This window comes from Actinophytocola sp., from assembly GCF_050699935.1.
Lineage (GTDB): Bacteria > Actinomycetota > Actinomycetes > Mycobacteriales > Pseudonocardiaceae > Actinophytocola.
In genome coordinates this window covers 37434-59058 of sequence record NZ_JBOHGB010000030.1, presented here as the reverse complement: position 1 = coordinate 59058, position 21625 = coordinate 37434, and the positions used below count along the sequence as shown (strand labels likewise).

General features: G+C 69.7%; 18 protein-coding genes and 1 tRNA gene. 6 read left to right on the top strand and 13 right to left on the bottom strand.

Annotated features, from left to right (window positions below):
* Positions 1-156 precede the first annotated feature (156 nt).
* Together dnaK and ACRDTB_RS13240 are read right to left on the bottom strand one after the other, a co-directional pair.
* Positions 157-2019: a molecular chaperone DnaK gene (gene dnaK, locus ACRDTB_RS13245; RefSeq protein ID WP_431430462.1), complete on the bottom strand. Its 1863-nt coding sequence runs from the start codon at positions 2017-2019 to the stop codon at positions 157-159.
* Positions 2020-2179: 160 nt separating this feature from the next.
* Entirely contained in the window at positions 2180-2935 is a 756-nt protein-coding gene (locus ACRDTB_RS13240) for a DUF4097 family beta strand repeat-containing protein (protein WP_431430461.1), read from the bottom strand.
* Between the two features lie 186 nt (positions 2936-3121).
* Here ACRDTB_RS13240 and ACRDTB_RS13235 point away from each other — a divergent pair, with 186 nt between their 5' ends.
* Complete coding sequence (locus ACRDTB_RS13235; protein WP_431430460.1) at positions 3122-4306, top strand: MFS transporter; 1185 nt, start codon at positions 3122-3124, stop codon at positions 4304-4306.
* On the opposite strand, the gene dcd is transcribed toward ACRDTB_RS13235, so the two are convergent.
* A complete protein-coding gene (gene dcd / locus ACRDTB_RS13230; protein WP_431430459.1) occupies positions 4275-4856 on the bottom strand; it encodes a dCTP deaminase in 582 nt (193 codons plus the stop codon). The two genes, ACRDTB_RS13235 and dcd, sit on opposite strands and share 32 nt — an antisense overlap.
* 57 nt (positions 4857-4913) lie before the next feature.
* Between dcd and ACRDTB_RS13225 the strand changes: the two genes are divergently transcribed.
* Positions 4914-4984, top strand: a tRNA-Gly gene (locus ACRDTB_RS13225).
* An 822-nt stretch (positions 4985-5806) separates the two neighbouring features.
* Here the strand turns inward: ACRDTB_RS13225 and ACRDTB_RS13220 are convergent.
* The gene (locus ACRDTB_RS13220) at positions 5807-6265 is read right to left on the bottom strand and encodes a DUF4304 domain-containing protein (protein WP_431430458.1); all 459 of its coding nucleotides are present in this window, start codon (positions 6263-6265) and stop codon (positions 5807-5809) included.
* Positions 6266-6405: 140 nt separating this feature from the next.
* Here ACRDTB_RS13220 and ACRDTB_RS13215 point away from each other — a divergent pair, with 140 nt between their 5' ends.
* The 3 genes from ACRDTB_RS13215 to ACRDTB_RS13205 all read left to right on the top strand — a co-directional run bounded on the left by ACRDTB_RS13215 (position 6406) and on the right by ACRDTB_RS13205 (position 9440).
* Positions 6406-7116: a response regulator transcription factor gene (locus ACRDTB_RS13215; protein ID WP_431430456.1), complete on the top strand. Its 711-nt coding sequence runs from the start codon at positions 6406-6408 to the stop codon at positions 7114-7116.
* 144 nt (positions 7117-7260) lie between these two features.
* A complete protein-coding gene (locus tag ACRDTB_RS13210) occupies positions 7261-9093 on the top strand; it encodes an acyl-CoA dehydrogenase (RefSeq protein ID WP_431430455.1) in 1833 nt (610 codons plus the stop codon).
* A 68-nt stretch (positions 9094-9161) separates the two neighbouring features.
* Positions 9162-9440 carry a GlsB/YeaQ/YmgE family stress response membrane protein gene (locus ACRDTB_RS13205; RefSeq protein WP_431430454.1) on the top strand — a complete coding sequence of 93 codons (279 nt, stop codon included), beginning with the start codon at positions 9162-9164 and terminating at the stop codon, positions 9438-9440.
* Positions 9441-9489: 49 nt separating this feature from the next.
* On the opposite strand, the gene ACRDTB_RS13200 is transcribed toward ACRDTB_RS13205, so the two are convergent.
* Positions 9490-11337, bottom strand: a complete 1848-nt coding sequence (locus ACRDTB_RS13200; protein ID WP_431430453.1) for a VanW family protein — start codon at positions 11335-11337, stop codon at positions 9490-9492.
* Between the two features lie 15 nt (positions 11338-11352).
* On the bottom strand, positions 11353-11646 hold the full coding sequence (locus tag ACRDTB_RS13195; RefSeq protein WP_431430465.1) for a GroES family chaperonin: 294 nt from the start codon (positions 11644-11646) through the stop codon (positions 11353-11355).
* Positions 11647-12114: 468 nt separating this feature from the next.
* Here ACRDTB_RS13195 and ACRDTB_RS13190 point away from each other — a divergent pair, with 468 nt between their 5' ends.
* Positions 12115-12480, top strand: a complete 366-nt coding sequence (locus ACRDTB_RS13190) for a YciI family protein (RefSeq protein WP_431430451.1) — start codon at positions 12115-12117, stop codon at positions 12478-12480.
* A gap of 266 nt (positions 12481-12746) precedes the next feature.
* Here ACRDTB_RS13190 and ACRDTB_RS13185 read toward each other — a convergent pair whose 3' ends face one another.
* The 7 genes from ACRDTB_RS13185 to ACRDTB_RS13155 form a co-directional block, all read right to left on the bottom strand.
* Complete coding sequence (locus ACRDTB_RS13185; protein ID WP_431430450.1) at positions 12747-14963, bottom strand: hypothetical protein; 2217 nt, start codon at positions 14961-14963, stop codon at positions 12747-12749.
* Positions 14964-15078: 115 nt separating this feature from the next.
* Complete coding sequence (locus ACRDTB_RS13180; protein ID WP_431430448.1) at positions 15079-15861, bottom strand: amino acid ABC transporter ATP-binding protein; 783 nt, start codon at positions 15859-15861, stop codon at positions 15079-15081.
* Positions 15858-16817 (bottom strand): amino acid ABC transporter permease, encoded by a 960-nt coding sequence (locus tag ACRDTB_RS13175; RefSeq protein WP_431430447.1) that lies wholly within the window; start codon positions 16815-16817, stop codon positions 15858-15860. The genes ACRDTB_RS13180 and ACRDTB_RS13175 overlap by 4 nt, the downstream gene beginning before the upstream one ends.
* Positions 16818-16820: 3 nt before the next feature.
* A complete protein-coding gene (locus tag ACRDTB_RS13170) occupies positions 16821-17807 on the bottom strand; it encodes an ABC transporter substrate-binding protein (protein WP_431430446.1) in 987 nt (328 codons plus the stop codon).
* Positions 17808-17885: 78 nt separating this feature from the next.
* Positions 17886-19034: an MFS transporter gene (locus ACRDTB_RS13165; RefSeq protein WP_431430444.1), complete on the bottom strand. Its 1149-nt coding sequence runs from the start codon at positions 19032-19034 to the stop codon at positions 17886-17888.
* A 265-nt stretch (positions 19035-19299) separates the two neighbouring features.
* Complete coding sequence (locus ACRDTB_RS13160) at positions 19300-19818, bottom strand: hypothetical protein (protein ID WP_431430443.1); 519 nt, start codon at positions 19816-19818, stop codon at positions 19300-19302.
* 348 nt (positions 19819-20166) lie between these two features.
* Entirely contained in the window at positions 20167-21600 is a 1434-nt protein-coding gene (locus ACRDTB_RS13155) for a M20/M25/M40 family metallo-hydrolase (protein ID WP_431430464.1), read from the bottom strand.
* Positions 21601-21625 lie beyond the last annotated feature (25 nt).

The following is a 21625-nucleotide window of genomic DNA, read 5'->3' as shown; positions in this document are numbered from 1 at the left end:
CGGCCGACCCCTCGGGGTCGGCCGTCTCCGGCAGCGCGGCGTCCTCGGTCTCCGGCGCCTGTCGGACCTCGCCCGTCTCCGGGTCGATGCGACGGCGGTCGCGCACCACGACTCGCGGCTCCTCTCCGGAGTTGTCGTCGGTTCGGTGCTCCGAACTCACTTCTTGTCCTCGTCGACGATCTCTGCGTCCACCACGTCCTCGGCACCCGGGGTGGCCTGCTCGCCGCCCGGCGTCTCCGCGCCGGGACCCGCGTCACCGCCACCCTGCGCCTGCGCGCCGGACTGGGCGTACATGGCCGAGCCCATGGCCTGCGACTCGGTCGCGAGCTTCTCCATCGCAGTCTTGACAGCCGCGGTGTCGGTGCCCTTCAGCGCCTCCTGCGCGTCCTTGATCGCGACGTTGACCTTGTCCTTGACCTCGGACGGGATCTTGTCGTCGTTGTCCTTGACGAACTTCTCCGTCTGGTAGACGAGCGTCTCGGCCTGGTTGCGGACCTCGGCCTCCTCGCGACGCTTCTGGTCCTCCTCGGCGTGCGCCTCGGCGTCCTTGATCATCCGGTCGATGTCGTCCTTCGGCAGCGCCGAGCCGCCGGTGATCGTCATCGACTGCTCCTTGCCGGTGCCGAGGTCCTTCGCGTTGACGTGCACGATGCCGTTCGCGTCGATGTCGAAGGTGACCTCGATCTGCGGGACGCCCCGAGGTGCCGGCGGGATGCCGGTGAGGTCGAAGGTGCCCAGCTTCTTGTTGTGCACCGCGATCTCTCGCTCACCCTGGAAGACCTGGATGCCGACAGTGGTCTGGCCGTCGTCCGCCGTGGAGAAGATCTCCGAGCGCTTCGTCGGGATGGTCGTGTTCCGCTCGATGAGCTTGGTGAACACGCCGCCCTTGGTCTCGATGCCGAGCGAGAGCGGGGTGACGTCCAGCAGCAGCACGTCCTTGACGTCGCCGCGCAGCACGCCGGCCTGCAGGGTCGCGCCGACCGCGACGACCTCGTCCGGGTTGACGCCCTTGTTCGGCTCCTTGCCGCCGGTCAGCTCCTTGACCAGCTCGGTGACCGCGGGCATGCGGGTCGAGCCGCCGACCATGACCACGTGGTCGATGTCGCCGACCTTGACGCCGGCGTCCTTGATCACGTTGTTGAACGGTGACCGGGTGCGGTCCAGTAGGTCGGTGGTGATCCGCTGGAACTCCGCGCGGGACAGCGTCTCGTCGAGGAACAGCGGGTTCTTGTCCGCATCCACGGTGATGTACGGCAGGTTGATGTTGGCGCTGTTCGAGCTGGACAGCTCGATCTTGGCCTTCTCCGCCGCCTCGCGGATGCGCTGCAGCGCCATCTTGTCCTTGTTCAGGTCGATGCCCGCGGACTGCTTGAACTTGTCCACCAGCCAGTCGACGATGCGCTGGTCCCAGTCGTCGCCGCCGAGGTGGTTGTCACCGGAGGTCGCGCGGACCTCGACGACGCCCTCGCCGATCTCCAGCAGCGACACGTCGAAGGTGCCGCCACCGAGGTCGAAGACCAGGATGGTCTGCTCCTTCTCGCCCTTGTCCAGGCCGTACGCCAGCGCGGCGGCGGTCGGCTCGTTCACGATCCGCAGCACGTTCAGGCCGGCGATCTGCCCGGCCTCCTTGGTGGCCTGCCGCTGGGCGTCCTCGAAGTACGCCGGCACGGTGATCACCGCGTCGGTGATCGGCTCGCCGAGGTAGGACTCCGCGTCGCGCTTCAGCTTCATCAGCACGCGCGCGCTGATCTCCTGGGCGGAGTAGGTCTTGCCGTCGACCTCGGTCTTCCAGTCGGTGCCCATGTGCCGCTTGACCGACCGAACCGTGCGATCGACGTTGGTGACCGCCTGGTTCTTCGCCGGCTGGCCTACCAGGACCTCGCCGTTCTTTGCGAAGGCCACGATCGACGGGGTGGTCCGCGAACCCTCGGAGTTGGCGATCACCGTCGGCTCACCGCCCTCGAGGACGGCGACGACGGAGTTGGTCGTCCCCAGGTCGATTCCGACCGCTCGCGCCATTGGATTCCCTCCTGCTGTGCTTCTCCTGTGTGGGTTGAGTACTACGCGCTCAAGTCTGCCGACGAATCCGATCAGGCGTCAAACCAGACTTGAGCCGTGCCCGCTCAACCTTCCTGCCTGCCTCAACGCGGGAACCGTGCCGAAGGTTCCCGGCCGCGGCTCAGGCTCGCGTGACCGTGATGTTCCCGCTGTCGGTGTGCAGGTCGAGGTGGTGGTCGCCGGCCGCGTCGTCGGTCACGTCGCTCTCGACGTCGCCGCTGTCCGTGTCAGCCGTGACCTGGTAGGCACCGTCCGGAACGGCCACCTCGACGTTGCCCGACTCGGCCTTCACCCGCACGTCCCGCGCGGCCGCGAGCTCCACCCCGACGTTGCCGGAGGACGCCTGCAGCGTGACGTCGCCGCGCACGTCATCGGCGTGCACGTTGCCCGACTCGGCCTTCGCGACGACCGCGCCGCCGATGTCGGACAGGTTCACCGACCCGGACTCGGCCTCGATGTTGACCGCGCCCGCCACGTCCTCGACCGTCACCTCGCCGGAGCTCGCCCGCACGTTGACCTCGGCCACCCCGGAGACGGTGGTGGTGCCCGAGTCGAGCTGGCCGGACACGGTCGTGCCGGCCGGCACGGTGACCTCGTAGTCGATCCAGCATTGGGGCTCGCCGCACGAGTCCAGCTCCAGAACCCCGTCCCGGACCCGGAAGGTGTCCCCGCCGGGCTTGTCGCCGCCGTGGTGGACCGTGCGGTGCACGCTGGCCTCGTCCCCGGCCCGGATGGTCATGTCGCCCGAGTCGTTGGCGAACCGCACGCTCGTGAAGGCCGCGTCGATCCCCTTGTCGTCGGTGTACGAGGAGGTCGCGATGCCCCAGCCGCACCCGGCCAGCACACCCACACCGGCGACGCCGATCGCGACCGCCACCGTAGCCCGTCCTATGCCCATGTCGGCGCCCCTCCGCTCAGTAAAGCTGCGTCTGCTCGACGCTATGGCGCAAGTGAGCGACGCGACATCAGGGACGCCCCCGAATCGACCCTGGGGCCCGCCCTACCCATCCAGAATGCGGGAATGTGTTCCCAAGATATAGAAGCAATTGGCTAGCGTGCGGTCATGAGCAGACGGTGGTTCATCCTCGCCGTGGGGATCGCCGCGCAGGCGTCCGCGTCGAGCTTCCTGTCCGGGCTGCCGTTCCTGATCCCCGAGCTGCAACGCGGCGCGGGGCTCTCGCTGCCCGAGGCGGGCGTGCTGGTGTCGGCGCCGCTGCTCGGACTGCTGCTGGCGCTGATCGCGTGGGGCGCGGCCGCCGACCGCCACGGCGAGCGGAACGTGATGGCGGCCGGGCTGGCGGCGACCGGCGTGCTGGTGCTGGTGAGTCTCACGCTGCCGGGTCTGGCGTGGTTCGGCGCGGGGGTGTTCGTGGCCGGGATGTGCGCGGCGTCGGTGAACGCGGCGAGCGGGCGGGTCGTGCTGGGCTGGTTCGGGGCGTCGGAACGCGGGCTGGCGATGGGTATCCGGCAGACCGCGCAACCGATCGGCGTCGGCATCGCGGCGGCGACCCTGCCGGCGATCGCGCAGCGGTGGGGCTTCGCGGCGGCGGTCGCGCTGCCGGCGGTGCTGTGCCTGGTGGCCGCGGCGCTGGTGCTGCTCGCGGTGGTCGACCCACCACGGCCCGCGCCCTCGGCATCGTCGACCGCCTCGCCCTACCGCGACGAGCCGGCGCCGACCCTCGTGCGGGTGCACACGGCGAGCGCGCTGCTGGTCGCTCCGCAGTTCGTGGCGTTGACGTTCGCCGTGACGTTCCTGGTGTCCGAGCACGGCTGGAGCCCGGTGCAGGCGGGGCAGCTGGTGGCGGTGATGCAGATCGTCGGAGCGGGCGGGCGGATCGCGGCGGGTGTGTGGTCGGACCGGGTCGGCAACCGGATGGGGCCGATGCGGGTGGTGGCCGTGCTGGCGATGCTGACCATGGTGCTGTGGGGGCTCGGCGGGTCCTCGTGGCTGTCGGTGGCCGCGCTGGTGGCGGCGCTGGTCGTGACGGTGACCGACAACGGCCTGGGCTTCACGGCGACGGCGGAGCTGGCCGGACCGTTCTGGGCGGGCCGGGCGCTGGGCGTGCAGAACACGGCACAGAACATCGTCGCGATGTCGACCGCGCCGGTGTTCGGCGCGTTGATCACGGTGCTCGGCTATCCGGCGGCCCTGCTGATCGCCGCGGCGTTCCCGCTGGCCGGCGCGGTCCTGACGCCGGTGGCGGGCGAGCGCCGGCTCAGCGCCGCGTGTCCACGCGGTGGAAGTTGAGGTACGCGCGCGAGGGCGTCGGGCCGCGCTGACCCTGGTAGCGGGAGCCGGCGGCGGTCGAGCCGTAGGGGTTCTCGGCGGCGCTGGAGAGTCGGAAGAGGCAGAGCTGGCCGATCTTCATGCCGGGCCAGAGGGTGATCGGCAGGTTGGCGACGTTCGACAGCTCGAGGGTGATGTGCCCGCCGAAGCCCGGGTCGATGAAGCCCGCGGTGGAGTGGGTGAGCAGCCCGAGACGCCCGAGGCTGGACTTGCCCTCGAGCCGGCCGGCGAGGTCGTCGGGGAGGCTCACGGTCTCGAAGGTCGACCCGAGCACGAACTCCCCGGGATGCAGGACGAACGGCCCGTCGTCGTCAGCCTCGACGAGCGAGGTGAGGTCGTCCTGCTGCCGGCTGGGGTCGATGTGGGTGTACCGCGTGTTGTTGAAGACCCGGAAGAACCGGTCGAGCCGGATGTCGATGCTGGACGGCTGGAGCATGGCCACGTCGAACGGGTCGAGCCCGAGTCGCCCGGACTCCAGCTCCTTGCGTAGATCCCGATCGCTCAACAACACCCGCTCACCCTAACCAGGCAGCCGTGTATCCTCAGCCTGGCCCGCCTCGCGGGCCGCGCGGATGTAGTTCAATGGTAGAACATCAGCTTCCCAAGCTGAGAACGCGGGTTCGATTCCCGTCATCCGCTCTGAGGCAAGAAGCCCCAGTTCACAGCATGTCCACTGTGGACCTGGGGCTTCCGTCATTTCACGATCGGTCGTTGGCTCCAGCAACATCCAAGCAATCGTGGGAAGGCGGTCCACACCCCCGCGCATTCACGGTCATTCCCTGTTGCCAGGCGGCTTCAAGGCCCGTGCTTGGGGACAACTCTCGCAGGATCCAAGATGGCAACGGTCATCCGCTCTGACCTCACGTAGCACGACGCGCGTGGACCCATCGAGAGAGGATCGCGAGCGTTCACGCCAGTGCCACTCGCACCCGGCTCGGACAGACGTACGCTTGACGGGCGCGAGGCGTCGTCAGCGTGTGCGTGATGGCGTCGGGCATCACCGGTTGCTCCCCCTCACGTAGCAGGTGCCGAGGGCCGGCCGAGCGAGCCGTACCGGTTGGGTCGATGTCGTCGGTCAACTGGCGGCCTCGCGGGCCAGCTCACGGCAGAACTTGGCCAGCAGCTGCGCACCGCCCGGGAACGGCGGGAGCTGGCGGGCCATGTTCACCGGATCTGAGGCTGCACTCGCTCCGTCACAGCGAGGCGAAGGACCAAGGCAGCGGTCACACCACACGTATCAGGGACCGCCAGGAAGGGCGCCCTTCCCGGCACGGGGCTCATCATCATGTTGCGCCGGCCCTCCGCGACCACAGCGATCGCCACAATCGCCGGAGGCGCCATAAGACCACCGGAGCCCCCGGTCACGGCATGTCTACTGTGGACCCATGCTGCGATGGGCGTCCGGGGACGCCTCGTTTCACGGCTCGGCGAACAGGTCCCTGCTCGACCTCGAACGACGTCTCAGGCCATGCGGTCGCGCATGGCCGGCAGCGCGAACTCCCGCACCGCGGTCAGCACCTCACGGGCCAGCGAGTCGAACGGCCGGCCCACCTCGAGCTCCCACCACAGCTCGCCGATCGGGTGGCCGGCGACCGTCACGAGCTCGCCGATCGGGGCCTGCCAGCCGGCGGCGCCGGTCTGGACGGGTGCCGGCTTACTGGCGGGGTAGTACGGGCGCACACGCAGCTGCTGGGCCCACTCGTCGCGGGAGATCACTCCAACATGGACAGTGAAGCGGACCGCTCGCGCGGTGAAGGAGCGCGTCTGCTCGACGACGACCTCGCCCCAGTGCCGGTTGCTCTCGATCCGGAACCGGCGGCCGACCCCGAAGAACCCGAGCGCGCGCAGACCCGGGGCCAGGTTGGTGTCCACCATGAACCTGAACCATTCTTGGGCGTTGCGCTCGAGCTCGGATTCCACAGTGCCACCAAGAGTAGCTGGCCGATCCCGCAAAGTGCTAAGGGTTCGCTATCCCGGTTCGGGTGCAAATCTCCTTCATGAACGGCGTCACACGCCGCCTGCCTCCTCGTTCCTGAGTTGAGACACGTCAGGAGGACGGGATGCCCGTGAGTACGCAGCAACCACCCGCGCACGCGACCGGCACGATCGGCGTCGCGCTCATCGACGGCACCCCGCTCGTCCGGGAGGGTCTGACCTCTCTCGTCAACCGCACCACCGGGCTGCGCTTCGTCGGCTCGGCGGAGGCCGCCGGCGTCGGCCTGAGACTGTGCCAGCGGCTGCGTCCCGACGTCATCCTCGTCGACGCCGCGCTCGACCCGCGGGGGCAGCTCGCCCACACCCTGTCCGCCCTCAGCCGGGACATCCGGGTCCTTCTGCTGATCGACGACGCCCGCCGCACCAACCAGTACCTCGCCGGCGCGGTCGCCGCCGGGGTGGCCGGGGTCATCCGCCGCGCCGCCCAGCCCGCGGAGCTCCTCCGCGCGATCCAGTCCGTCCACACCGAGGGCCGCTACCTCGACCCCGCGCTCGCTCCCACGCTCAGCACGCCCACTCCCCGCGTCCGGCAGCCGCCCCGCCAGCCCCTGTCCAAGCGCGAGCACCAGGTCCTGCAGCTGATCGCGGACGGGTTGGAGAACCAGGCGATCGCGGATGTCCTGTACGTCTCCGTCGAGACCGTGCGCACCCACGTGAAGAGCATCCTGCGCAAGCTCTCCTCGCGGGACCGCACGCACGCGGTCGCCATCGCCTTCCGGTCCGGTGTGCTGGTCGTGGACGACTCCGTCCCGGAGTCGAGGCCCACTCGCGACTGATCTCGCGCGCCCGCCCGGCGCGGTCCAATGAACTCGGTTCATCGAACCGGGTTCCAGAACTTTCCTTGCCGGCGCTACCGGCAGGTAATACTCTGGATGTTACCGCCGAGTAGGGGACCACAGGAAGAACGGGGAGCCACGACCATGGGCCACTACCAGAGCAACGTCCGGGACCTGGAGTTCAACCTCTTCGAGGTGCTCAACGTCCAGGACCGGCTGGGCAAGGGCGTGCTGGCCGAGGCTGACGAGGACACGGTCCGCGGCGTGCTGGGCGAGCTCGACAACTTGGCCACCGGCCCTCTCGCGGAGTCCTTCGTCGCGGGCGACCGCAACCCGCCCGTGTTCGACCCCAAGACCCACTCGGTGCGCATCCCCGAGGCGTTCCGCAAGTCCTTCCGGCAGCTGTGGGACGGCGAGTGGTGGCGGCTCGGGCTCACCAACGACCTGGGCGGCTTCGGGCTGCCGCCGTCGGTGCAGTGGGCCGCCTCGGAGCTGATCCTCGGCTCGAACCCGGCGCTGTTCATGTACCTGTCCGGCCCGAGCATGGCGCAGGTGCTGTACCACAACGGCACCGAGGAGCAGCAGGGCTGGAGCCGGCTCATGATCGAGAAGGGCTGGGGCGCCACGATGGTGCTGACCGAGCCCGACGCGGGCTCGGACGTCGGCGCCGGCCGCACCAAGGCGATCAAGCAGGACGACGGCTCCTGGCACATCGAGGGCGTCAAGCGGTTCATCACGTCCGCGGAGCACGACCTGTCCGAGAACATCGTGCACATGGTGCTGGCCCGGCCGGAGGGCCACGGTCCGGGCACCAAGGGCCTGTCGATGTTCGTCGTGCCCAAGTTCCGCTTCGACCCGCGGACCGGTGAGCTGGGCGAGCGCAACGGCGCCTTCGTCACCGGCGTCGAGCACAAGATGGGCATCAAGGTCTCCACCACCTGCGAGCTCTCCTTCGGCCAGAACGGCGTCCCGGCCAAGGGCTGGCTCGTCGGCGAGGTGCACGACGGCATCGCGCAGATGTTCCAGATCATCGAGTACGCCCGGATGATGGTCGGCACCAAGGCGATCGCCACGCTGTCCACCGGCTACCTGAACGCGCTGAACTACGCCAAGGACCGCGTGCAGGGCGCCGACCTCACGCAGATGCTCGACAAGACCGCGCCGCGGGTCGCGATCACCCGCCACCCGGACGTGCGCCGCAGCCTGATGCTGCAGAAGTGCTACGCCGAGGGCCTGCGCGCGGTGTACCTATACACGGCGTCGCTGCAGGATCAGGCGTGGACCGGCGAGGGCGACGACGCGTCGCGCGACGTGGCCGCGCGCCTCAACGACCTGCTGCTGCCGATCGTCAAGGGGGTCGGCTCCGAGCGGGCCTACGAGCAGCTGGCGCAGTCGCTGCAAACGCTGGGTGGCTCGGGCTTCCTGCAGGACTACCCGATCGAGCAGTACATTCGCGACTCCAAGATCGACTCCCTGTACGAGGGCACCACGGCGATCCAGTCGCTCGACTTCTTCTTCCGCAAGATCGTCCGGGACAAGGGCGCGGCGCTGACCCACCTGGCCGGCGAGATCTCGACGTTCATCGAGGCGGAGAGCGGCAACGGCCGGCTCAAGGAGGAGCGCGCGCTGCTCAAGCAGGCCCTCGAGGACGTGCAGGGCATGCTCGGCGCGATGATCGGCTTCCTGACCGACTCGCGGAACGACCCGAAGAGCGTCTACAAGGTCGGCCAGCACACCGTGCGGCTGCTCATGTCCACCGGCGACCTGCTGGTCGGCTGGCTGCTGCAGCGGCAGGCCGAGGTGGCGATCGCCGCACTGGACGCGGGCGCGTCGGGCCGGGACAAGGCGTTCTACGAGGGCAAGCTGGGCGCCGCGTCGTTCTTCGCGCGAACCGTGCTGCCGGAGCTGTCCGCTCGCCGCAAGATCGTCGAGTCGGCCGACAACTCGCTGATGGAACTCGACGAGGCCGCGTTCTGACCACAACGTGTAGCCGCGGCCGATCGGTGGTATCTGTTGGAGACCACTCGATCTGCTGAGGAGCACCCATGTGGTCTGTCGGCTCAATAATCGGCCTGCTCATCGCGGGGATCGTGCTGGGCATCCTGGGGCGGCTCGTCGCCCCCGGTGCCCAGAAGATCCCGTTCTGGTTGACCATCCTCGCCGGCATCGTCGGCGCACTGGTGGGCAACTGGCTGGCGTCCGTGTTCGGAGTCCGCGACACCGCGGGCATCGACTGGATCCGGCACGTCTTCCAGGTGGTCGTGGCGGCCGTGGCCGTGGTCCTCGCGGCGTCACTCTACGGCCGGTCCCGCACGAAAACCTGATCTGACGCGACCTGAGGGCCCCCGGCATCGCGCTGGGGGCCCTCACGCGTTACCTGGGCGGTTTCTTCGAACAGACGATCTTGGGCTGCGGGTTGTAGCTGACCGTGCGGGTCTGGCGGTCGACCTCCGCGCCCGTCTTGACGTCCTTGATGATCCGCGTGTCGCTCGTCGTGAAGCCCTGGGCGCCCTCGCTCGCGTTACAGTCCTCGGCGGGGCCCTGCTTGGTCGGGGGGTTGGTGAAGTCGCTGCGCCCGCCGGTGACGGACTGGACCTGGTATTGCTTGGTGCCCCAGATCTTGACCGTGATCGACTCGGGCGTCCAGACAGTCTGGATGGCGACGCCGGTCGACGAGTCGTTGGTGAACTTCAGGTCGATCACGCTGCTGCCGTCGTGGTTCTGGAACACCGTCGCCTCGCGTGCGGCGGGGTAGCGGCTGATGTAGTAGCTGTGCTCCTGGTGGCCCGCGTCGGTCATCGCGGCGAAGTACGCGGCGTTGTACAGCGTGGTCGCGAACTGCGAGATGCCGCCGCCGACCTCGCGGCTCGGCGCGCCGTCCTGGATCACGCCGGCCTCGATGTAGCCCTGCGCGGCGGTCCGGGGGCCGGTGTGGCCGTTGAGGCTGAAGGTGTCGCCCGGCTTGACGATCGCGCCGTTTACCTCCGCGGCCACGGTACGGATGTTGACGCCGGAGTCGGAGGCGAAGCCGCTGGTGGCGAACTCGCCGATGACCTCCTTGATGCCCAGCTGGTTCGCGTCCTCGGTGGTGACCTTCGCCGGCATGGCCTTGTAGCTGGCGGTGATCTCGCGGTCCTCGGTCTGCCTCAGCACGTCCAGCAGCGGCGTCAGGCTCTTCTTCCAGTCCACGCCCTTGCCCTCCACCGACGGCTCGATGGCCGGCGACCCGCCGCTGAACACGACCTGCGCGTCCTTGCCCACGACCTCGGTCGACTTGAGCTGCGGCCCCACCGCGCCGACGACCTTCTTCTGGTCGACCCTCGGGGTCAGCCCGCCCTTGCCGTCCGGCTCGAACGACAGCGCCTTCGCGATGGCCGGTGGCTCGAGCTCGGCGTCCTTGCCCTCGCCGTGCACGACGACCGGGCCGGACACGGCCGGCTCCGCGATCTCGTCGATGGCCCGCCGCACGGCGTCGGCCGTCGTCTTCACCGGCGTGGTGGCGGCCGGCAGCTCGACGGTGTCGCCGGTCGCCCACTCGGCCACGAGCGCGTCGCGTGCGCCGGGCGCGTCGAGCTTGATGCCCTGCTTGGGTTCGATGGCGATCGGCGTGACGCCCTCGAACTTGATGCCGCCCTCGGACGGCTCGCGGTCGGTCTTCTCGCGCAGAACCTCCACGGCCGCGGTGAGCGCGGCGTTGTCGGTCGTGGTGACGACGCCGACCTCGCTGGTGGTGAAGAACGAGGCGAGCCGCGTGAACGGGTTCATCGGCTGGTCGCCCGCGCGGTCGAGGGTGCCCTGCCAGTCGATGGTCAGGCCGGCCTTGACCGGGTCGACCCGCTCCTCCACGTCGGCGACCCGGACGTCGACCGGCTCGGTCATCCGGGGCTCGATCGCCGCGCGGAGCGTCTGCTCGGCCTCCTCGCGCGACTGGCCGCCGACGTCCACACCCGTGACGGTGACCCCGCGCGGCACGTCGCCGCCGGAGATGATCAGGTCGGCGGCGTACAACACCACCAGCGCACCGAACACCGCGCCGGTGATGATCCCGGCTCTGCGCAGCCCGGGTCTGCCCTCGCCCCTGGGCCGCTTGATCTTGACGGTCGGCTCCTCACCGGTCGCCGGCGCCGGACCGGGCGTCGCCGGCGCGAGCCCGGGCGGTGGCGGCGCGGGCCGGAACACGTCAGTCTGGTCCGCGTGCGACTGCGGCCACTGGTAGTCCACGGGTCGCCCTTCCCCTTACAGATACAAGCCTGTGCCGTGCTCTGTCCGCTCACTGGCGATCGCGTGCAGGTCGCGCTCGCGGATCACCAGGTAGGTCTGCCCCTTGACCTCGACCTCGAACTGGTCGTCCGGGTTGAACAGCACCCGGTCGCCAACCTTGACATTCCGCACGTTCGTGCCGGCGCCGAGCACGTCGCCCCACGCCAGTCGCCTCGCCATCTGCGCCGTAGCGGGGATGACGATGCCACCGCTGCTCCGCCGTTCCCCCTCCTCGGGAGTCAGCCGCACCAGGACCCGGTCGTGCAGCATCTGAATCTCGAGTTTGAGTTCTGGCACCGACGCATGTTAACCGCCGCTCTCCCGCACGCTGCGACGTGTCAGGCTCTCCCCGCGGCGGCGGCCGCGAAGGGTGGCGGCGTTCGCTCGAGGTTGCGCCGGTTGGCCTCGACCAGGTCGCGAACGCTGGTACCGAGGCGTCCGATCGGCCGGAACCAGGCCGGGGTGAACCTCGGCCACGGCTCGGCGTCGCAATCATCGGCCACTCCTCGGCAGGGTTCGGATGAAGCCGAGGACATCCAACCAGCCACTCGCGCGCGTGCGCAGGTCCTATCGGCCGGAATGAGCAGGTGCGTTGCGATTGTGACGGCATGCGCGGCCACCGAGGACGCTGATGCGGAAAGGTGTCGAAACGGTGTGCCGTCGTTCGACGCGGGGGTGACGGCCGGTCGTCCCGTCCAGGACCGGCCGGACCCGACCCGAGACGACAAGGGAGCAGAGATGCGGTTTCTGATGATGCACCGGCTCGACGAGCGCCAGCCGGAGGCATGGAACCCCAGCCAGGAGTTCATCGAGAAGATGGGCGCGTTCATCCAGGACGCGATCGACAAGGACATCCTGATCACGGCCGAAGGCGTCTTCCCGTCGGTGAAAGGCTCGCTCGTGCGCAAGGGCCGCAGGTCGGCGACCACCGTGACCGACGGCCCGTTCACCGAGGCCAAGGAGGTCATCGGTGGCTTCGCGCTGATCAACGCCAAGGACCGGGCCGAGGCCGTCGAGTTCGCGCGACGCTACGCCGAGCTGTTCGACGAGGTCGAGGTCGAGGTGCGCCAGGTCGTCGAGGCCGAGGACCTGCCACAGTCCTGACCCGGCCGTCGGTGTGGTGGGCGTCCCCTCGTGAGCCGTCGCCCCGTGGATGGCGGCCCCCACCCTCTCCGGGGGCCACCCCACCACGCCAGTCTACCGAGGAAACAGGCTGGTCAGTGGGGGTGGTGGTGGGTTGTGGACTACTTCGGGGTGCGAGTGGCGGAATTGGTCGGGGGTCCTCGAGCCATCGCAGCCGTGTTCGGCTGCGGCACCCGGTCGAACCACTCGTGGCGGCGGCGGGCGAAGTGCGCCGGGACGAACCCGCGCTAGCTGGACCGGCGCAGCATCCGGGCCAACCCGGCGGCCACGGTCGTCGCGAGGATCCAGCCCGAGGCGATCAGGCCGGCGGTGACCCACTGCGACGCCCCGTGGACCTGCCAGCGGTTCTTGAAGCCGAAGTCCACGATCGGCACCAGCTGGTCGATGGTGAACAGGTACGGGTTCCACGCCAGGTGGTCGTCCGCGTTCACCACCGTCGGCGCCGGCTGCGTCGCGAACCAGATCGCGCCCAGGACGAGCAGCAGCGCGAGCGACAGCAGCGCCCGCATCGGCTTGTAGCCGTAGCCCACGACGTACCGCTGCAGCCAGCTCCAGGTCCGCACCGCCGGGCCGAGCACGCGGTAGCCCTCGGCGAGCGAGTGGTACCGCCACCGCTGCTTGGCAATCAGCACCGTCGACGCGTGCTCCTCGTTCCCGCTGGCACGCAGCATCGCGGCGAACTGGTCGTAGGGGCCCGGCCGGTAGCTGCCCCCCATCGCCTTGCGCAGCAGGCGAAGGCGCCGCACGATCTGCGGGTCGTCGTCCAGCTCGATGGGGACCGCGAGCGCGTCGTAGCGGAAGTCGTCGAGCTCGATGTGGCCGGTGGCGTCCCAGAACGTGTCGTTGTCGAGCAGCGAGGCGCACCGCGCGTGCCGCAGGTTGACCTTGCCACGTGGCGCCACGGCCACGTCCAGCCGCAGCTCCTGGGTGATCAGGCCGAACGCGTTGATCGCCGTGCCGTCCAGGTTCGAGCCGACCTCGGCGCCCTGGAAGTTGGTCTGCCGGCCGACCTCCGCGCGCCGGATGCGGATCTCGCCGTGCGCGGAGAACGCCTGGTTCTCCCGTTCCCCGACGGCACACACCAGGTCCCGGCCGATCTGCGCGGACCTCAGGTCGACCGACGGCTTGCGCGAGCGGTCCCGCCGGTACCGGCCGGGGTCGACGAACCGGCTGGCCCGCAGGTCGACGTTCGCGCCGATGGTGGCCTCGGGCAGCAGCACCGAGCCGAGCACGGTCAGGCCGCGCGCGTCGAGGTTGCCGCCCGTGGAGAACCGCCGGCCCTCGACGACGTCGCCGTTGCGGTTGCACAGCACGGCGCCGTCGAGGATGACGCTGCCCCGCGCGGACACGTCCACGAGCCGGATCTGGCCGGCGATCCGCGCGTTCCGCCCGTCGATGCCGCCGTCGACCTGCGAGCCGTCCAGGTGCAGCGCGCGGTAGGGGTAGGGGCCGGGCGCGGGCTTGCCGGTCAGCTCGGCGAACGGCTCGGCGCCTTCGGACATGTCGATCGTCGCGCCGGTGAGCCGCATCGAGCCTCCGACGCGCGCGTTGACCATGCGGATGGTGCCGGTCGAGGTGAACCCGCGGTCGAGGTCGACGTTGCCGGACACCTGGAAACGGTCGGCGATCAGTGCGACGCGCGGGTCGAAGAACCGTTCGTGACCGCCGTCGCTGGAGGAGTTCTCGGTGGCGGGCGTCAACGTCGCGCCCCGCAGGGAGAAGTCGCTCTCGATCCGCGCGCTCGGCAGGTAGAGCCAGCCGGTCGAGGTGAACGGGCGCTTCTGGCTCGGCACGCACTGCAGGTTCCCGCCGACGTGCAGGCCGTTGCCGTCCAGGGCGAACTCGTCGGGGTTGTACAGCGTGGCGCCGGCCAGGTTCACGTTGCCGCCGGTACGCACGCCCGGGATCCGCAGCTGACCGTTGACCTCGATGTTCGCCGCGAGCAGCGCGCCGTCGAGCTGCAGGCGGTCGGCGTGCAACGCGTAGCCGCCCTCGTTGTCCAGTCGGGAGTCGGTGAGCTCGAGCGAGCCCGAGATCTCCGCGTCGGTGAAGTCGAGCGGGCCACTGACCCGCGTGCCGCCGATGAGCCGCACGTCGTTGTCGCTGTAGAGGTTGTGCGCGTCCAGGCCGGGAAGCCAGCACTCGTAGAACTCGCAGCCGTTGAGCTTGGTCTGCCGAAGGTCGGGCGGCGAGTCGAAGCGGCAGCGGACGAACTCCAACAAGTGCGGGAACTCCACCGCGCGCAGGTCGAGCACGCCGACGATGTGGCTGTCGGTGAACCGCAGCACCGGCGGCGTGGTGGCCCGACGCCGGATCAGCCCGCTGGTGCCCGGCTCGAAGTCGAAGATCTGCCGGACGATGTCCTCCGCGCGCGCGATCGCCCAGGCGGGTGGCCGCGACTCGAAGGGGTCCAGCCATCGGCCGGACCGGTCATCCTCGGTCATCGAATTTGCCCCCATGCACGAGAAAGGTCCGCCCGATCGGACGGATCATGTCACACACGGTTCCGTGTCGGCCGCGCGCTGTGTCCATGCTCTCGCGGCCGGTCCGGGAGGGTCCCTAGATCAGAACCTTGCCCAGGAAGGACTTCGTGCGCTCGTGTCGCGGGTTGGCCAGCACCTCCCGCGGGTGACCCTGCTCGACGATCACGCCGTCGTCCATGAACACCAACGTGTCGCCGACCTCGCGGGCGAAGCCCACCTCGTGGGTCACCACGATCATGGTCATGCCGTCCTCGGCGAGCCCGCGCATGACGGCGAGCACCTCGCCGACGAGCTCGGGGTCGAGCGCCGAGGTGGGCTCGTCGAAGAGCATCAGCTTGGGGTCCATGGCGAGCGCCCGGGCGATCGCCACCCGCTGCTGCTGTCCGCCGGAGAGCTCGCGCGGGTAGGCCTTGGCCTTCTCCGCCAGGCCGACCCGCTCCAACAGCGCCGTCGCCCGCTCCCGGGCCGCCGACCGGGTCTGGCCACGGACCTGGATCGGTGCCTCCATCACGTTCTCGCACGCGGTCATGTGCGGGAACAGGTTGAACCGCTGGAAGACCATGCCGATCTCGCGCCGCTTCGCGGCCACCTCGCGGTCGCGCAGCTCGTGGAGCTTGTCGCCCTTCTGCCGGTAGCCGACGAGCTCGCCGTCGACCCAGAGCTTGCCGGCGGTGATCTTCTCGAGGTGGTTGATACAGCGCAGGAACGTGGACTTGCCCGACCCGGACGGGCCGATCACGCACATCACCTCGCCGGGCATGACCTGCAGATCGATGCCCTTGAGCACCTCGAGCCGGCCGAAGTACTTGTGCACGCCCTCGGACGCGACCATGGGCGTGACGGTGTCGGTCGCGGTCATGCCATCCCAGCTTTCGGCCGGCCGAACCCGAAGAAGCCGCCCTCCCGGACAGGGACGGTGCCGCGGGAGTACCGGCGTTCGATGAAGTACTGCGCGACCGACAGCAGCGAGGTCAGCACCAGGTACCAGATGCTCGCCACCACCAGCAGCGGGATCTGCTGCAGGTTCCCGCCGTAGATCAGCTGCACCTCGGTGAACAGGTCACCGGCCGCGATGACGCTGGCGATCGAGGTGGTCTTGAGCATCGAGATGGTCTCGTTGCTGGTCGGCGGGATGATCACCCGCATCGCCTGCGGCAGCACGATACGGCGCAGGATCTTCAGCCGCGTCATGCCGAGCGCCTCGGCCGCCTCGGTCTGCCCCGCGTCGACCGACAGGATGCCGGCGCGGACGATCTCGGACATGTACGCGGCCTCGTTGAGCCCGAAGCCGAGCACCGCGCCGACGAAGATCGGGATCAGCAGGTTCGCGTCGAAGAAGACGAACTCAGGCCCGAACGGGATGCCCAGCGAGATGACCGGGTACAGGATCGCGATGAACGACCAGAAGATCACCTGCACCAGCACCGGTGTACCGCGGAAGAACCAGGCGTAGAGCCAGGCGATCATCGAGACGATCGGGTTCGTCGACAGCCGCATCACCGCGATGATGATGCCCAGCACGATGCCGATGACCATGGCGAGCGCGGTCAGTTCGATGGTGAGCAACAGCCCGCCGAGCACACGGGTGTTGAACATGAAATGCCACACCACGTCCCAGCGCCACGCCGGGTTGGTGAGCAGGCTGTTGACCAGCATGGCCGCGAGCACGAGCAGGACGCCGGCCGCCACCCATCTCCCGGGGTGGCGGACCGGCACCGCGACGATCTTCTCCGGCGGCGTCCGGCTCTCAGCCGGGGCCTCGGTCGCCTCGGTGTCCGGCCCGGTCTCGGTCGTCCTATCAGGACCGTCGGTCATGACTCAGTAGATCGCGCCGTTGATCTTGGCTTCCTCGATCCCGCCGGTGAGTCCCCAGTTGTCGAGGATCTTCTGGTAGTTGCCGTCGCTCATGAGCTGCTGCACGGCGCCCTGCACGGCGTCCTTCATGGTGCCGGCCGTCTTCGGGATCGCGATGCCGTACGGCGCGGTGTCGGCGTCCTCGCCGACCTTCTCGAACGCGTTGCCGGTGGTCTTCACCGCGTAGTTCACGACGGGGGTGTCGGCGAGGTAGGCGTCGATCCGGTTGGCCTGCAGCGCCGCGTTGACGTCGGTCTGCTTCGGGAAACCCTGTCCCTTCACGGGATCCTTGCCCGCGTCGGTGCACGTCTTCACCAGGGAGCCCTCGGCCTCGGCCTTGGTCAGCTGGTCGAGCTGGATCGTCCCGTTCTGGGCACCGACCGTCTTGCCACACAGGTCCTCGAGGGTCTCGATGCCCTTCGGGTTGCACTTGCGGACCATGGTCGACGTGCCGGCCTCGAAGTAGGTGACGAAGTCGACGATCTGCTCGCGCTCCTTGGTGTCGGTGAACGACGACATGGCGAGCTCGTAGCGGCCGGCCTGCAGACCGGCGAGGATGCCGTCGAATGAGGCGTTGACGAACTCGGCCTCGACGCCGAGCGCCTTGCCGATGGCGTTGCCCAGGTCGACATCCATGCCGATGATGTCGTCGGAGCCCTCGAGGGTGAACTCGTTGGGCGGGTAGGACGCGTCGGTCGCGATGGTCAGCTTGCCGTCGGACTTGACCTTGGCGGGCACCATGTTCGCGAGAGCGTCGTCCGCGGGCACGTCGACCACGAGCGGCTCGGGCACGGGCACGTCTGACACCTCGCCCGGGGTGCACTCGGCGGCGCCACCGTCGCCGCCGTCGTCCTGGCCCTGCGGCCTCTCGGTGGTCGCGCCACACCCGGCGACGAGCAAGCTCGCGGCGCACAGCGCGATGAGGACGGACAGTCGGGTTCGTCGGGACACTTCGTCACTCCCTCGGCCTTACGGTCTGAGCCCAGCGAATCCTGCCATTTGGGACGCGCGGGGCACAGCATCGGCAGGTTACGGACGGGTCACCATGTCCGGTCCGCCCCGCCCCCGCCGCCAGGTCGAGGCGACGAACACGACGGCGACCAGCACGTACAGTGCCATCGCCATGGTGAGGCCGTGATGGTCGGTGACCAGGCCGATCGCGAGCGGGGTCAGCACGCCGACGTTGCTCACCGCATCCGCGACCGCGGACGTCGTGCCCGCCTGGCCGGGGCGCAGGGTCAGGTAGCCGGCCTGCAGGATGATCCACGCGAGGTTCACCGCCGCGCCGACGGCCGCCGTGCCCAGCGCGGCAGCGACGACGTTCGGCACGAGCAGGAGCAGCAGCACGCCCGCGAGCAGCAGCAGCGCGCAGGGGCGCAGGCCGATCCGCCGGCGGTTGGCGCGGCTAGCCCACGCCGCCGCGACGATCCCTCCCGCCATGCCGGCACCCGCGGCGAGCGTGGCGACGGCCGGGCTCAGGCCGCGGTCGGTGGTGAGGAACGCGACCGCGAAGCCGACGAACGTCTCGTCGAACGCCACGAGCACCGCGACCAGCAGGCCCGCCACGAGCACCCGGCGGTCCCGGGCCACGTCGAGGAAGCCCCGCCACGCCCGGCGTTCCTCACCGTCGGCACCGTCGGCGCCGTGGGGGCGCGGCAGTGGCTGGGTGGCGAGGACGACGCCGTACGCGATCATCATCGCGCCGGCCACCCAGAACGCACCCCGCCAGCCGAACCCGAACGCGAGCGACGCGGCGAGCAGCAGCGGACCGACGAGGTCGCCGACCGCGCCGAGCAGGTTCGACCGGGCGAGCGCGGGCTCGAGCTTGTCACCGGCGACGTCGACCAGCGCCACCTCGACGGCCCGCACGAGCATGTCGCCGATGAGACCCATCACGACGACGGCGACGAAGAGGGACGTGAAGTTGCCGGCGACCGCGAACAGCCAGAGGCCGATGCCGTACCCGATCCCGCCGACCGCCGCCATCACCCGGCGGCTGACGTAGTCGACGATCACGCCGAGCGGGGTGGCGAGCAGGCCGATGCCCGGGTAGAGCGCGAGCAGGAAACCTGCCTGGACGTAGCTGATGCCGACGTCCGCACGGATCGACTCGACGGCTCCGTAGGGCAGGAACGCCACCGTCTCGTCGGCGAAACCGACGAGCAGCAGCGACGCCACCAACGTCGCCGGGAAGCGGGGTGCTAGGTCAGTTCACCATCGAAACCAGGCGCGCATGATCACATCGTACGCGCCCGCGCGACCGAATAACGGCAACCAGCAAACGCCCCTGACCCCGAGCCAGAACCGTGCCTCAACACCCCCGCGCGCGTGCAGAACCCGACTACGCAGGCCCCAACCCTCTCCCAGGGCGCCGTCAATGTCTGTTTGGTTGCTGGTTGTGGGTGGATTCCGAGCAGGGTGAGTGGTCGGGTGATGTCTCGGCTCATGGTTCGGAGGGCTTGGGTGGGGTTGGTGTGGCCGGTGTGGCGCAGGCGCTGATGGCGGGTTTGCGCGGGGTGGCCATGGTGCGGGGTGCTTGTCCGGTGCGGACGCGGCTGGTCAGGTAGCCGGCGTGGTCGGCGGTGGTGTGCGGGGCGTCGGCGGTGACGACCAACCTGGTGCGGATCCAGCGGGTCCAGCAGGGGCTGTAGCCAGGCGATCTCACTGGGCCTGCGGCCACCTGCCGTTGCCCGGCCACGAGCCCGCCGCCGTGCACGAGCCGGCCAGCAGGTGTGTTCCGGTGCCACCGGAGCGGCCGAACCGTGCCCCGCAACGACGTGCCGTCCACCGCGATCGCGTTCGGCGCACCGTCTGGCCGGTCCCGCCACCGGACACGGCTGGTGATCCACGTGGCGACCGCGGTGTCCAGCTCGTCGGCGTCGACCAGCGTCAACGCCCGGCGCAGCGTGGCCTCGCTGGGCGCGACACAGCGGCCCTGTCCGCGGTCGGACCAGGCACCCACCGCCCCGTAACGCCCACGGTGGCAGCTCCCCGCCCATTCCCAGACCGCGGTCAGCGACCGCGCTCCCGCAGTAACCGCGACAGCATGCGCCAGACCAACAGCACCCACCAGATCGGACAGCACAGCAACGGGAACGATGACACAGCGGACACGGCACCTCACATGATCATGTGACAACGACGCTCACACGATCAATGCGAGACCGCGCCCACTCCCACATAGATGATCGACTTTGACGGTGCCCTGCCATCCTCTCCGGGGCACCCCTCGATGCCAGTCTACTTGTGGGCGCTGACAAAACGGCTGGTCGTCGTGGGGCTGTGGACAGCTTCGCCGGTTGTGGACAGGTCAGGAACGGGCGTGGGCGGACAGGATGTGGGCCACCGCCTCCGTGATGCGCTTGGCCTGGGCCACGTTCAACCACTCGTCCGGGACGTGGGCGTTGCTGTCCGCCGCCAGTGCGCCCATGACCACGAACTGGGCCCGCGGGTAGTGCTCGGCGAGCGTGCCCATGAACGGGATCGAGCCGCCCAGCCGGATCGTCAGCCACTGGTTGCCGCCGAACACCGCCTCACTCACCGAGTCCAAAGTGGACTTCAGCCACGGAGCCGTCACCGGGGCGTTCCAGCCCGGGCCCTCCTCCGAGCGCGACAGCTCGACGTGCGCGCCGTACGGCACGTCCGTGGTCAGCGTCTTCTCCAGCGCCGCGAGCGCCGCCTTCGGGTCGGCCGTCGGCGGCAGCCGGAAACTCAGCGAGAACGTCGTCTCCGGGCGCAGCACGTTGCCGGCCTCCGCTGGCAGCGGGAGACCCGCGCCGCCGATCACCGACAGGGTCGGTCGCCACGAGTTGTTCAGCATCAGCTCGACGTCGTCGTCCGACACCGCGCTCATGCCCGTCAGCAACGGAAACACCGCGCGCGCCGCGCCGGGCGCGAGCGCGGCCAGGTCGCGGATCTCCGCCAGTCGCTCCGCCGGGATCTCGCCGTGCATCTCGGGCACCAGCACCTCGCCCGTCGCGGCGTCCTCCACCCGGTCCAGCAGCATCCGCATGATCCGGAACGAGCTCGGCACGATCCCCGACGCCATCCCCGAGTGCTGGCCCGACTCCAGCACCCGCACCGTGACCGTCGTCGACACGAGCCCGCGCAGCGACGTCGTCAGCCACAGCCGCTCGTAGTCCTGGCCACCCGAGTCCAGGCACACCACGAGCGACACCTCGCCCAGCCGGTCCGCGTACCGCTCGAGGTAGGCCGGCAGGTCGGGGCTGCCGGACTCCTCACTCGTCTCCAGCAGCACGACGCACCGGGTGTGCGAACCGCCGGCCGCGCGCACGGCCTCGATCGCCGCGGTCGCCGCGTAGCCCGAGTAGCCGTCGTCGGCCGCGCCCCGGCCGTAGAGCCGGCCGTCACGCAGGACCGGGGTCCACGGGCCGAGCCCCTCGCTCCAACCGCCGACCGGAGGCTGCTTGTCGAGATGGCCGTACAGCAGCACGGTGCCCGCGTCGGCGCCGACCTCGCCGGCCGGCGGGACGTCGAACAACAGCACCGGGCTCTTCCCGGGCAGCCGCAGGACTTCCGCGGTCGCGCCCTCGATGTCCCGCGCGACCAGCCAGCGCCGGACGTGCTCGACGGCGGCGTCGAGGTGCCCGGAGGCCGCCCAGTTCGCGTCGAAGATCGGCGAGAGCGCGGGGATCGTGACGAACTCGGCGAGGCTGGTCAGGACCGCGTCGTCCCACACTCGCTCGACGGTGCCGCGTACCAAGGAGTTGTCCACCCGGCCGATACTGCCACGGCCGGTGACCGGCGGG